A 12165-nucleotide genomic window follows, 5' to 3' on the forward strand; every position below is an offset into this window, starting at 1 on the left:
CATTTTCATTCTTATTTATATTAACATAATTAGCATACTTTGAAACATGTTTTTAGTTATTCCATAAATCTTGTAATCCTTGTAATGATAATATGCCAGCAATTAATGTAGTTAAGACGGCAATGATACCAATTATAATCATCCAAGCTGGATGTTTATAATCACCAACAATACTTTTCTTTCTAGATGCTATAAGAATTGTTCCTAATGTGATTGGTAATATTAGTCCATTTAATGCTCCCGCAATGATTAGTAATTTTACTGGTTTACCTATTGTTAAGAAGACAATAGATGAAACGACAATAAATATAATTATAACTAAATTTCTATGATTTTTAATAGATGGATGTAATGATTGGATAAAAGTTGTACTTGTATATGCACAACCAATTACTGACGACAGTGCTGCTGCAAACAAAACAACTCCAAACACTTGTTTACCGACTGGACCAAGTACATGTTCAAATACTGACGCAGGCGGATTATCTGGATTTAAAGTAAAACCAGTTATTACTACACCAAGAACAGCTAAGAATAAAAATACGCGCATAACACCTGTTGTTAAGATTCCTGATATTGCTGCTCTATTAACAAATGGTATGTAATGTTTTCCAGTGATACCTGCTTCAAGTAATCTGTGTGCACCTGCAAATGTGATATAACCCCCAACTGTTCCACCCACAAGTGTAATAATTGGTACAATCAGCTTATTTATATCGTCTGGTGCAACCATTTTTTGTGCTGCTTCAACTACTGGTGGTTTTGTTAAAACCATTACATATGCAACTATTGCGATCATCAGTACACCTAAAATTTGTGTAATAATATCTACAACTTTTTGTGCGTTTCTAACTATAAATATTAGAATTGCTAATACACCGGTAATTCCGGCACCTATTCTAACGTCTATCCCAAATATAGCATTTAAACCGAGTCCTGCACCAGCTACATTACCAATATTAAAAGCTAAGCCTCCTATAGCAATTAAAATAGCAATAACTGTTCCTAACCCTTTAAACACGTCATTCGCTATATCTTGCCCACCTTTACCAGCAACCGTGATCACGCGCCATATATTAATTTGAGCACCAATGTCAATTAATATGGATGCGAGAATAGCGAATGCAAAACTCGCCATAAATTGTTCAGTGAATACTGCAGTCTGCGTTAAAAATGCTGGACCGATAGAAGAAGTAGCCATTAAGAAAACAGCACCCCATAAAATTCTTCTATGTTTATTTGTGTATTCAAACGGTTTGTTTAAATCCTCATACCCTTTATTCTGTTTCATAAATTGACCTCCTAGTTCATTGCACTAATTTGTATACTTTCAGATTTAAATTGATTCACAATTTCTTTAACAAAGTCTAGTGCATGTTGGCCATCGCCATGTACACAAATAGTGTCCGCTTCAATCGATATTTCATTGCCATTTATCGTTTTAACTTTAGATTCTTTAACCATTTTAATCACTTGTGCAACAGCCTTTTCAGTATCTTTAATGAGTGCACCTTCTTTTTTACGAGAAACAAGTTGTCCATTATCTTCATAAGCTCTATCAGCAAAAACTTCGCTTTTATAAGTTAATTTGTGCCTTTTACAAGATTCGATTAATTCACTATTTGACAAACCTACAAACAATAGCTGATCATCGAAGTCTTTTACTGCTTTAACAATTGCATCAGCTATCTCAGGATTTTTCGCACCCATTTGGTAAAGTGCACCATGAGGTTTAACATGATAAATCTTAGTATTATGAATTTTACAAAATCCTGACAACGCACCTAGTTGGTAGATCACTAAGTCGTATACTTCATTTGGTGTAACATCCATATTTCTACGACCAAATCCATTTAAATCTTGAAATCCTGGATGGGCACCAATGTGTATATTATGTTCAACAGCCTTTTTAACTGTTTCATTCATAACATGTTGGTCACCTGCATGAAATCCACAAGCTATATTTGCAGAAGTAATCAACTGTAAAATAAGTTCATCATTACCTAGTTTATAATTACCAAAACTTTCTCCTAAATCGCAATTCAAATCAACTTGTACCATGTAGCATTCTCCTTAAACAATTTTATGTTCATGTAAAAATTTAATCGTAATGTCATTTTTTATATATGGTTCATAGCTTAATACGCGATATAGAAAATCTAACGTAGTTGGAAAACCATCTATTACAGTTTCTTCTAAAGTACCTTTCATCTTCTCAATTGCTTCCAGTCTATCTGTTCCTTTAACCAATATTTTAGCAACTAAAGAATCATAATACGGTGGTATTAAATAATTATCATAAAGCATACTATCCACTCTCGTATTAAATCCATTTGGTAAATGTAGTGCTTTTACTTTTCCAGCTGCAGGTCTAAATTCTTTTTCAGGATTCTCAGCATTTATTCTACACTCGATCACATGACCATCAAACCGAATATCTTCTCGACCAATTGTTAAGTGCTCGCCATTTGCCATTAATATTTGCTGTTTTATTAAATCTACACCCGTTAATAATTCCGTTACAGTATGTTCTACTTGGATACGCGTATTCATCTCTAAAAAGTAATATCCATCATCCGTTAGTAGAAATTCAATTGTTCCTGCACTTTCATAATTACAGGCTTTAGCAGCTTTAACTGCATCATCATGGAGTGAAGTGCGTGTATGTTCATCAAGTGCTGCGCAAGGTGCTTCTTCAATTAGTTTTTGATTTTTTCTTTGAATAGAACAATCTCTTTCACCTAAATGAATGACTTCACCATGACTGCTTCCTAACACTTGTACTTCAACATGTCTTGCCTTATCAATAAATGTCTCAATATATACACGTTTGTCGCTAAAATATTTCTCGCCTTCTGATTGTGCCTCTTTAAAGCATTTTTCTAATTCAGATTCGTCATTAACAATTCTTATACCTTTACCTCCGCCACCACTAGCAGCTTTTATTACAAATGGATAATCAACTTCTAATGCAACATTACGTGCTTCTTCAATCGTTTTAACTTCACCAATCGAACCAGGTATAATAGGAACATCAGCATGATACATTGTTTCTCGTGCTTTGATTTTATCTCCCATTAAATCCATTGTATTATAGCTTGGGCCAACGAAAATAATATTCTCTTCTTCTACTCTTTTTCTAAAAATAGTCGATTCAGATAAGAAACCATATCCTGGATGAATAGCGTCAGCTTTGCTCATTTTACAAGCTTCTAATATTCGATCAATGTCTAAATAACTTTCGGCAGATTGATTTGGTCCAATACAAATAGCTTCGTCAGCAAGTTGAACATGCAAACTATTTTTATCGACTTCAGAATATATTGCAATTGTTGTAATGTTCATCATTCTACATGTTCTTATGATTCTAACAGCAATTTCTCCTCTGTTTGCTATTAATAAACGTTTAATCATTTCAATCCCCCTTTACTTTAATGTGATGATTATTTGTCCATATTCTACTGGATCTCCATGACTAATATGAATATCTTCAACAACTCCGTCATATTCACAAATAACTTCATTCAATACTTTCATAGATTCTATGTACCCTATTGTTTGACCTTTTTTAACTTCATCTCCAACTTTAACGAGTGGATTGCTTAATTGTTCTTCATCTTGTAAATAAAATGTTCCTAAGATTTCTGCATCAATAGTTGCATGATTATGTTGTTGTTTATTTTCCGAGATATTGTTATCCTCTTCACTTACTACAGTTTCAGGACTCGTTCCTTCAGATATCTTATTTTTTAAATCTAATTCTAATTCAATAGATTTGTCTTTATAATTCATATAAGAAACGTCATTTCTTTTCATTAATTTGATTACTTCTTCTATTTTTTTGATATTCACGCTTTATTCCCCTTTTATAAGTTTTGCAATTTTTTTAGATTTTGGTCTAATATTACTTAAATCTTTATATTTGTTTAATTTAATAGATTTTATGTCTTGATTCATTTGATGAATATAATCTTTGTAATCTTTTGTAGCTTCTTCTACAGAAACCCACTTAAATTCAATATGGTCATGTGCTTTTAATTGAGCAAGTTTTTCTCGACCTGCAAAACTAACTGTAGCAATTTTGGTATATCCCCCTATAGTTTGGCGATCATTTAAAAGTATAATAGGTTGCCCATTATTAGGTACTTGAACACTCCCTGGTGCGATTGGTTCAGATATAATATCAGCATTTTCTAAATGAACTAAATTTTTGTTACCATTTAATCTATACCCCATTCTGTCTGACATTTCAGAAATACTATATATTTGATTTACTAGTAACTGATGAGATGCCGTATCAAATTGATCAAATTGAAGTCCTTTAATGATCGGAATTGTATGAGGGTCTTCTATACTTTTAATGTTAAAAGTATTGCCTATAATGTCATGATTTAGCGCTTTTTCATTGAAATAAAATACATCATTTCGTTTTAAAGTTCTACCATTATATCCGCCTATTCCACTTCTCGTATGTGTGGAAGCGCTTTCTAAAATGTGTTTAATTTTTAATGATTTATGAAATGCCAAATAACCTCTTGCACCTGATTTAATTGTTTGTATTTTAAGAATTTGTCCCTTCTCAACATATACAGCAGTATTCACCGGAATTTGTTGTTCATCTAAAAATATCTCTGCATCTTGAGCTACAAAAGCAATTATATTTGAAGCATTAAATTGTAATACGGGTCCATTCATCGTAATTTCTAGAACTGCCCCATCATCATTATCAACTAATGCATTAGCTATATTATATAAATATTGACTCATAACTCCTGCTACAGAGAAGCCATCTTTTTCATATTTTGTTCTTCCAATATCTTGTACAGTTGTAAATAGACCTGGCTTTATACATTTCATTTCATTTCACCTACCAATTGACTATAATCAAATCGTCCTCTTTTAATTTCTAAATCAATTTTGTTAAATTCTTCTTCATCTATAGATTTAAATGAAATATAATCGCCTGCTTCATATAAAATCATAGGATTTCTCTTTAAATTAAATACATCAATTGGTGTACGACCAATAATTTGCCATCCGCCAGGAGACTCTTTTGGATATAAGCCAGTTTGATTATGAGCTATACCGACAGAACCTGATTTAATTTTACTTCTAGGTGTCTCTTTTCTTGGTGTATATATTTTTTTATTTAATCCACCTAAAAATGGAAATCCTGGTAAAAAACCTATTGCATATATTAAATATTTTTCTTCTGTATGTAATTTTATAACTTCAGCTTCAGTTATGTTTGCGTGTTCTGCTACAACATTTATGTCTGGACCATGTTGTTCCCCATAAACAACAGGTAAAGTAATTAATTTTTTAGATTTAACATTATTTTGTAAATTAAAATTAACGTTTTGCAGATTTAACTCTTTAATTAAAGTATCAAAAGAATATTGTTGTGCATCAAAGGCTACCATTAATGACCTATATGAAGATGTCACACTCAATATTGCTGGATGATTAATACCCTCGATATATAACGATATAGTTGAAATTTTTTCTCTTATCACAGAATCAATTTCATTCTTTTCGTAAATCATAAAGTGCGTTTCGTTAATTTGCTGAATATCCAATATACCACCCCTTTATACATTCTTTGTATAATATTCAGATTATTATAACTTTTTTACCTTATCATAATACCATGATTTTTGCATAAAAAAAAAAGAGGCTTAGACAAATTAATTGTCTAAGCCTCTAGCTATAATAAGTTCTAGTCTATTTTTACAATTTTAACTTTCATTTCATTGCCGTTTGGTAATGGAACGTTAACTTCGTCATTAATTTTTTTACCAATTAAAGCTTTAGCTATTGGAGATTCATTTGAAATTTTGCCTTCAAATGGGTCAGCTTCTGCAGAACCTACAATTTTATAACTTTCTTCATCATTACCTGGAATCTCAGTAAATGTTACAGTTCTACCAATTTGAATATCATTTTTTGAACCATTATCTTCAATAATTTGTGCATGACGAATCATGTTTTCGATTTTTTGAATTTCTTGTTCAATAAAACCTTGTTCATCTTTTGCAGCATCATACTCAGAGTTCTCAGATAAATCTCCGAAGCTACGCGCTACTTTTATTTTTTCAACGACTTCTGGTCGTTTAACTGTTTTTAATTCTTCTAACTCTTTTTCTAATTTGATATAGCCTTCCTGTGTCATAGGAAATTCTTTTTGTGTTTCCATTCTTCCATCTTCCTTTACTTTGTAATTATTTAAATATTTTTAACTAAGGATTGAATCTTTGTTGTCATGATATCAATAGCTACCTTATTACTACCACCTTCAGGGATGATGATATCCGCGTATTTCTTTGTTGGTTCTATAAACTGGATATGCATCGGTCTTACAACTGATAGGTATTGCTCAATTACTGATTCCATAGTACGTCCTCTATCTTTAATATCTCTTGTTAGTCGGCGTAATATTCTCAAATCAGCATCAGTATCAACATAAATCTTAACATCCATTAAATCTCTTAAACCTTCGTTTTCTAAAGCAAATATACCTTCAAGTATTATAACATCTTTAGGTTCGAATCTAATCGTTTTATCACTTCGTGTATGATTTGAATAATCATACGTTGGCACTTCTATTGCATGTCCTTCTTTAAGGTTCTTTAAGTCATGCGTTAATCTTGCATTGTCGAAAGCAAATGGATGATCATAATTTGTCTTTAATCTATCGTCAAATGACATATGTGATTGATCTTTATAATAGTAATCTTGCGCAATTAATGCAACACTATATCCATCTAAGTTTTTCATAATTTCGGATGTTACAGAAGTTTTTCCTGAACCAGAACCCCCTGCAATACCTATAATTGTAGTCTTTCCCATCAAACGATTCCCTTTCTCATCATGTTATTTGGATAAATCGGGCTATCCACTTTTATTTGTACAACTTGTAGTGGATGTCTTGCCGCATCTAATTCTTCTCCATTTTCATCATAAATTTTATTTATGACTTGTGTGAAATTATCTATTTCAGGACCAAAAAACTCTATTTCTTGACCAGGTTTAAAATAATTTCTTTGTTGGATGGTAGCTATTTGTGATTCTGCGTCATAGTCTAACACTAATCCACAAAAATCAAAAGGTGTTTTTTTATTTGCTTCTTTTCCAAACATTTGTTCTTCAAATTGTGGAACACCTTCAAAGAATGCAGGAGCAGTATCTCTGTTCGCACATTTATCCAATTCAATTAACCATCTAGGATCAATTTTAAAGTTTTCAGGGTCTTCAGCGTAACGATCGATCACTTTTCGATATACTGATACGACTGTCGCAATGTAATGAATAGATTTCATACGACCTTCAATCTTTAATGAATCAATACCAATGTCCATCATTGTAGGGATAGATTCAATTAATTTCAAGTCTTTTGGACTCATTGCAAATGGTGTAATGTCTTTACCATCGAAATATGGCTCTAAATCGCCATCATTTTCTACTGAAATTAGATCATAATCCCATCTACAACTTTGGCAACATCCACCTCTGTTAGAGTCTCTTGCAGTCATATGATTACTTAATGTACATCTTCCAGAATAAGCAATACACATAGCTCCGTGAATAAAGGTTTCTATTTCTATATCAACTTTTTCTTTCATTTCTCGCATTTCTTCTGCACTTGTTTCACGCGCAAGTACTACTCTTTCAAGACCTTCTTCTTTCCAATACTGTACAGCACGGTAATTAGATAAAGATTGTTGTGTGCTCAAATGAATCTCTAGATTAGGTGCCACTCTTTTACATGTTTCTATAATAAGTGGATCAGCTACAATGATTCCATGTGCTCCAGTTTCATTTAAATTTTTTAAGTAGTCTTCTAGCCCTGGTATATTTTCATCATGAGCAAAGATATTAGTTGTGACATATATCTTTGCTCCATATTTAGCAGCAAATTCTACACCTTCTTTAATTTCATCCATAGTGAAATTATCGGCATTTGACCTTAATCCATATTCTTGACCACCTAAAAAGACTGCATCTGCTCCGTAATGGACAGCAATTTTCAGTTTTTCTAAATTGCCTGCTGGTGCTAGTAATTCTGGTTTCTTTATTTTGGTCTTACGACTAGCTCCAATAGGTTCTAAAACCTTCATTTTTATCATTCCTTTAATTTAACTTAATAAACAGTTTGTTTAAACATGAATCCTTGATCCATAGGACGATGATCTTTTTGAACTTCTTCAATTGGTTCGAGTAACATAAATTTTTCATCTTCATACAATTCAGGGTCTTCATTAAATAAATCAATGGCTTGTCTGTATTGTTCAGTCACAATATTAATATATTCTTCAGATTGAAGAACACCATCAATTTTAAAAGAGTCGATTTGAGCAGTTAACAAATCTTCTAAATCTTCTATTAAACAAATATCATTAGGACTCATAATATGTGTGCCATTACCATCTTCATAAATTGGATATTTATTACTTCTCTCTTCATCATATAAAAGCATATCTTTATTTTCATTTCTATTTTCAATTTTCATTACTTGATCTTGATACATAAAATAATTTCCAAGTAATTTTCTTTTTGATTGGAACATGCAAGTCATACCGTGGACTTGAACTTCAATTTCAACATTGCTTTTTTCTTTAATTTCTAATACTTCATCAATACTTAATTCACGAGCCAGAACAGCACGTGAAGAGCCTCTATCTCCCCAATAATTACATTGGAAGTGGTTCGTTACAATAGTTTCAGCACTCCAGTTTAATGGGATAGGATTTTCACGATGTTTCATTGACATAACAACGGCAGGATCGCCAAATATAATTCTATCTGCTTTCAATTCATGTAATAAGTCAATATAAGCTTCTAAGTCTTTTATGTGCTCATTATGAAAAATACCATTTACAGCAACGTATGCTTTTTTGCCATGTGCATGAATTAATTCTATAGCTTCTCGAAGTTCAGGTTCTTTAAACTCACCAGCAAGTCTTAAGCCGAATTTTTCTTCACCTATGACAAATGCATCAGCACCTAACTCTATTAGTTTCTCGATATGTTGGACCGATTTAGGTGTCACTAATAATTCTGTCATTTCGTATTCTCCTTTTTAGAAATAGCCATACCATCACCTATGTTTATCAATGTAGTATTAAAGTCAGAACGATTCATTAACCATTGATTATATTGTTGAACTTTCTTAACCATTTGTTTAACATTTCTATTTCTAACAATATCTATATCACTAACAAATCCATGATATAAAATATTATCAGTGATGATAATGCCATCATCATTAAGAAATGGTTCATATATTTCAAAGAATTTCTTTGACTGCGCTTTTGCAGCATCAATAAATATTAAATCAAACTTTTGATTATTAGGTAATAATTCGTATCCCACTGAAGCATCAGCAAACACAACTTGAACTTGTTCTTCAAAATCATATTGTTTAATATTTGTTAATGCTTGTTCATACATTTCTTCACTTCTCTCAATAGTCCAAACTTTAATATTAGGATGACATGAAGCAAAATGCATTGCGCTATAACCAATTGCTGTTCCTATTTCAAGAATATTACGTACATCTTTAATTCTAATCATTTGTTTAACAAATTCTGTTGATATTTTGTCCATTATTGGAACGTTATGCTCTGTAGCATATGCTCTTAGTTCATCTATATTTGATGAATCTTGAAAAAGCAATTGTTCGATATATTCTATATCTTTTTCCATGTTACAACTTCCTTACACTTGAATATAATAAAAAACCCAACTAGTGCTTTGACTAGTTAGTAATTTCAATCATACCATTAATATGTTTTCATAAACATTAGATATTTTACCATATTTCCAGATAAATAGTAAGTATAATTACAAAACAAGAACGCTTATAAATCTTACAATAGCGTTCTTGTTTTACATTTTACTATTTTTCTCTATTCTTTTCTTGTTCTTTTAATGTTTCCGCAAATAATATTTTACCACTTTTCGTGATTGTATAATAATAATATTCTGTATCAGGTGGGTTAATTGTAGAACTTGCAGTTTCATCTGACACGTTACTAATTGGTCCAACTGGAAAACCTTTGTATTCATAGGTATTATATTTAGAATTATTTTTGTAATCTGCATCAGTTAAAGTTTCATTTGGTTCTTTTTTTGTTGCATAACGTACCGTTTCGTCTGAATTTAATGCAATTTGTGGATTATTTTCTATTCTATTCAAGAGTAAAGAAACATACCTAGATTTATCTGTAATTTTTTTCATTTCTAACTCAACCATTGATGACAATGTCAAATACTCATGGAAAGTAATTTTCTTTTCTTCATAATTTGCACGATATTTAAAACCGCCGTTGTCATTGTAAACTTTATATGTGCTATTATAAGTCTCTTTGAGCATAGCTTTCGTTAATTCATCAATTGATACATCATTATTTGAAAATTGATACGTAGATGGCGCTAAATAGCCTTCTAATGGATAACGGATATCTTTATTTAGTACTTCATCAGTAAGCATTTTAGGATATTTTTTCTGTAATTCTTTAATATAATCTTGATCACGCATTTTCTTCAGAAAGTTTTCACGAGTAATTGAAGTATTCTCCTCTATTATACCTGCAATAAGTTCAATATTAGAACCTTCCCTAATTTCAAATTGAACCGCCGTTTTTTGAAATACCTTTCCAGATTCTAAACTTTTAGCTATTTCTTTAGGTGACATAGAAGGTGAAAATTTATATTCTCCAGCTTGAAAACTCGAAATATTATTTAATTTTAAATAATATTTGAAAATAGTAGCATTTCTTATGATTTTCTTGTCAGATAGTTGATGGCTCAACGATTCAATGTTTGTATTTGGGTTCACATTAACGATTATTTGTTCATTGCTATCCGCATTTACTGGTCTCACATTTACTCCTACAACTATTAACCCAACAATAGTTATTAATAAAAATAATAAAAAGAGGATACTGATTATAGTTAAACTAATATACTTCGATAATAATCTAGCATCTTTATATATACTATTTTTTCCCATATGTAACTCCTTATGTAAATTAAATACCCCTAATGATTATATCACATTAGGGGTAAAGTGTACTATTACATATTAATTTTTAAGCTTCATCCATTTCAGTATTAACGATTTCTTCAATCATGTCCCACTCTTCGTCAGTTTCAACAGGTAATAATTTACCGCCTTCACCGTCGTCATTAGCTTCATTAATCATAGGGATTAATTCGATTTCTTCTTCATCATCAGTGCCTTCTTCAGCTAAAATGATATATTCTTTCTTGAATTCAGGATGATAAAACTCTAAAACTTTACGATATAGAACTTCATTTTCATTTTCGTCGATTAAAGTTAATAATTCTTCCTCATTGTTGATTTCTAAGTGTTCTTCATGGTTATGTTCAGTCATTATTCATTCTCCTCATCTTTATTTAATAGAATCTAAATATCCTTGTAAAATAAATACAGCGGCCATTTTATCTATAACTTTTTTTCTTTTTTTACGGGAAACATCTGCTTCTAATAATGTGCGTTCTGCTCCGACTGTGCTCAGTCTTTCATCCCACATCACCATTTTTAATTCTGGTCTTTCTTGTTCAAGTAAGTCCTTAAAATGAATTGATGCCTCACCACGGGGGCCAATAGAGTTATTCATATTTTTAGGCAATCCAATAATTACAGTATCAACATCATATTGATCTATTATTTTAATTAATTCATCAATTCCAAACTCTTCTTTTTCTTCGTTAATACGGAGCGTATCAATTCCTTGAGCTGTCCAACCCATCGCATCACTAACAGCTACACCAATTGTTTTACTTCCTACGTCTAAACCTATTATCCTATTTTTAAGCATTGAGTTCATTTTCTTGCTTTAAATAATTCGATACTAATTCTTCCATAATATCATCTCTATCTAAGCGTCTAATTTGATTTCTTGCTTCGTTATGTCTAGGAATATAAGCTGGGTCGCCAGACAGTAAGTATCCAACTATTTGGTTAACTGGATTATATCCTCGTTCTTCTAAAGTGCGATAAACATTTTGTAGTACTGTTTTGACATCTTCATTCGGAAAATCATCATAGTTAAACTTCATTGTTTTATCAAAATTATTCATCTATTTTTACACTCCCTAACTCCATTAACTTAGTATTGATTATATCATATTCTATTA

At 31.3% G+C, this 12165-nt stretch carries 15 protein-coding genes; all 15 read right to left on the reverse strand.

Translation table 11 applies throughout. From position 1 onward, the window contains the following. Window positions 1-52 precede the first annotated feature (52 nt). Window positions 53-1291, reverse strand: coding sequence for an NRAMP family divalent metal transporter (locus tag LQ668_RS00895; RefSeq protein ID WP_078356490.1), 1239 nt, complete (start codon window positions 1289-1291; stop codon window positions 53-55). 11 nt (window positions 1292-1302) lie between these two features. Further along, window positions 1303-2061 (reverse strand): 5-oxoprolinase subunit PxpA, encoded by a 759-nt coding sequence (gene pxpA / locus LQ668_RS00900; RefSeq protein WP_107509079.1) that lies wholly within the window; start codon window positions 2059-2061, stop codon window positions 1303-1305. A gap of 12 nt (window positions 2062-2073) precedes the next feature. Next, window positions 2074-3414, reverse strand: coding sequence for an acetyl-CoA carboxylase biotin carboxylase subunit (locus tag LQ668_RS00905; protein WP_107509078.1), 1341 nt, complete (start codon window positions 3412-3414; stop codon window positions 2074-2076). A 12-nt stretch (window positions 3415-3426) separates the two neighbouring features. Further along, on the reverse strand, window positions 3427-3852 hold the full coding sequence (locus LQ668_RS00910; protein ID WP_107509077.1) for an acetyl-CoA carboxylase biotin carboxyl carrier protein: 426 nt from the start codon (window positions 3850-3852) through the stop codon (window positions 3427-3429). A 3-nt stretch (window positions 3853-3855) separates the two neighbouring features. Continuing rightward, window positions 3856-4857 carry a 5-oxoprolinase subunit C family protein gene (locus LQ668_RS00915; protein WP_107509076.1) on the reverse strand — a complete coding sequence of 334 codons (1002 nt, stop codon included), beginning with the start codon at window positions 4855-4857 and terminating at the stop codon, window positions 3856-3858. Further along, window positions 4854-5579 (reverse strand): 5-oxoprolinase subunit PxpB, encoded by a 726-nt coding sequence (pxpB, locus tag LQ668_RS00920; RefSeq protein ID WP_119634250.1) that lies wholly within the window; start codon window positions 5577-5579, stop codon window positions 4854-4856. Before pxpB ends, LQ668_RS00915 begins: the two co-directional genes overlap by 4 nt. A gap of 140 nt (window positions 5580-5719) precedes the next feature. After that, the gene (gene greA, locus LQ668_RS00925; RefSeq protein ID WP_078356484.1) at window positions 5720-6196 is read right to left on the reverse strand and encodes a transcription elongation factor GreA; all 477 of its coding nucleotides are present in this window, start codon (window positions 6194-6196) and stop codon (window positions 5720-5722) included. A gap of 29 nt (window positions 6197-6225) precedes the next feature. Beyond that, the gene (udk, locus tag LQ668_RS00930; RefSeq protein WP_119634249.1) at window positions 6226-6849 is read right to left on the reverse strand and encodes a uridine kinase; all 624 of its coding nucleotides are present in this window, start codon (window positions 6847-6849) and stop codon (window positions 6226-6228) included. Further along, window positions 6849-8117, reverse strand: a complete 1269-nt coding sequence (locus LQ668_RS00935; protein ID WP_115337372.1) for a peptidase U32 family protein — start codon at window positions 8115-8117, stop codon at window positions 6849-6851. Before LQ668_RS00935 ends, udk begins: the two co-directional genes overlap by 1 nt. Window positions 8118-8140: 23 nt before the next feature. Beyond that, window positions 8141-9064, reverse strand: coding sequence for a peptidase U32 family protein (locus LQ668_RS00940; RefSeq protein WP_107509073.1), 924 nt, complete (start codon window positions 9062-9064; stop codon window positions 8141-8143). Further along, entirely contained in the window at window positions 9061-9705 is a 645-nt protein-coding gene (locus tag LQ668_RS00945; protein ID WP_107509072.1) for an O-methyltransferase, read from the reverse strand. The genes LQ668_RS00940 and LQ668_RS00945 overlap by 4 nt, the downstream gene beginning before the upstream one ends. 193 nt (window positions 9706-9898) lie before the next feature. Next, window positions 9899-11014: an endolytic transglycosylase MltG gene (gene mltG / locus LQ668_RS00950; RefSeq protein ID WP_078356479.1), complete on the reverse strand. Its 1116-nt coding sequence runs from the start codon at window positions 11012-11014 to the stop codon at window positions 9899-9901. A gap of 79 nt (window positions 11015-11093) precedes the next feature. Further along, entirely contained in the window at window positions 11094-11399 is a 306-nt protein-coding gene (locus tag LQ668_RS00955; RefSeq protein ID WP_107509071.1) for a DUF1292 domain-containing protein, read from the reverse strand. An 18-nt stretch (window positions 11400-11417) separates the two neighbouring features. Beyond that, window positions 11418-11846, reverse strand: coding sequence for a Holliday junction resolvase RuvX (gene ruvX, locus LQ668_RS00960; RefSeq protein ID WP_078356477.1), 429 nt, complete (start codon window positions 11844-11846; stop codon window positions 11418-11420). Next, window positions 11839-12108, reverse strand: a complete 270-nt coding sequence (locus LQ668_RS00965; RefSeq protein ID WP_078356476.1) for an IreB family regulatory phosphoprotein — start codon at window positions 12106-12108, stop codon at window positions 11839-11841. Before LQ668_RS00965 ends, ruvX begins: the two co-directional genes overlap by 8 nt. Window positions 12109-12165 lie beyond the last annotated feature (57 nt).

It is taken from the genome of Mammaliicoccus sp. K-M42, from assembly GCF_022386375.1.
GTDB lineage: Bacteria > Bacillota > Bacilli > Staphylococcales > Staphylococcaceae > Mammaliicoccus > Mammaliicoccus fleurettii.

What these genes read in the sequence shown, in the direction of transcription:
- LQ668_RS00895 (WP_078356490.1), bottom strand. Translation starts at nt 1,291, where the DNA reads ATGAAACAGAATAAAGGGTATGAGGATTTAAACAAACCGTTTGAATAC.
- pxpA (WP_107509079.1), bottom strand. Translation starts at nt 2,061, where the DNA reads ATGGTACAAGTTGATTTGAATTGCGATTTAGGAGAAAGTTTTGGTAAT.
- LQ668_RS00905 (WP_107509078.1), bottom strand. Translation starts at nt 3,414, where the DNA reads ATGATTAAACGTTTATTAATAGCAAACAGAGGAGAAATTGCTGTTAGA.
- LQ668_RS00915 (WP_107509076.1), bottom strand. Translation starts at nt 4,857, where the DNA reads ATGAAATGTATAAAGCCAGGTCTATTTACAACTGTACAAGATATTGGA.
- greA (WP_078356484.1), bottom strand. Translation starts at nt 6,196, where the DNA reads ATGGAAACACAAAAAGAATTTCCTATGACACAGGAAGGCTATATCAAA.
- udk (WP_119634249.1), bottom strand. Translation starts at nt 6,849, where the DNA reads ATGGGAAAGACTACAATTATAGGTATTGCAGGGGGTTCTGGTTCAGGA.
- LQ668_RS00935 (WP_115337372.1), bottom strand. Translation starts at nt 8,117, where the DNA reads ATGAAGGTTTTAGAACCTATTGGAGCTAGTCGTAAGACCAAAATAAAG.
- LQ668_RS00940 (WP_107509073.1), bottom strand. Translation starts at nt 9,064, where the DNA reads ATGACAGAATTATTAGTGACACCTAAATCGGTCCAACATATCGAGAAA.
- LQ668_RS00945 (WP_107509072.1), bottom strand. Translation starts at nt 9,705, where the DNA reads ATGGAAAAAGATATAGAATATATCGAACAATTGCTTTTTCAAGATTCA.
- mltG (WP_078356479.1), bottom strand. Translation starts at nt 11,014, where the DNA reads ATGGGAAAAAATAGTATATATAAAGATGCTAGATTATTATCGAAGTAT.
- LQ668_RS00955 (WP_107509071.1), bottom strand. Translation starts at nt 11,399, where the DNA reads ATGACTGAACATAACCATGAAGAACACTTAGAAATCAACAATGAGGAA.
- ruvX (WP_078356477.1), bottom strand. Translation starts at nt 11,846, where the DNA reads ATGCTTAAAAATAGGATAATAGGTTTAGACGTAGGAAGTAAAACAATT.
- LQ668_RS00965 (WP_078356476.1), bottom strand. Translation starts at nt 12,108, where the DNA reads ATGAATAATTTTGATAAAACAATGAAGTTTAACTATGATGATTTTCCG.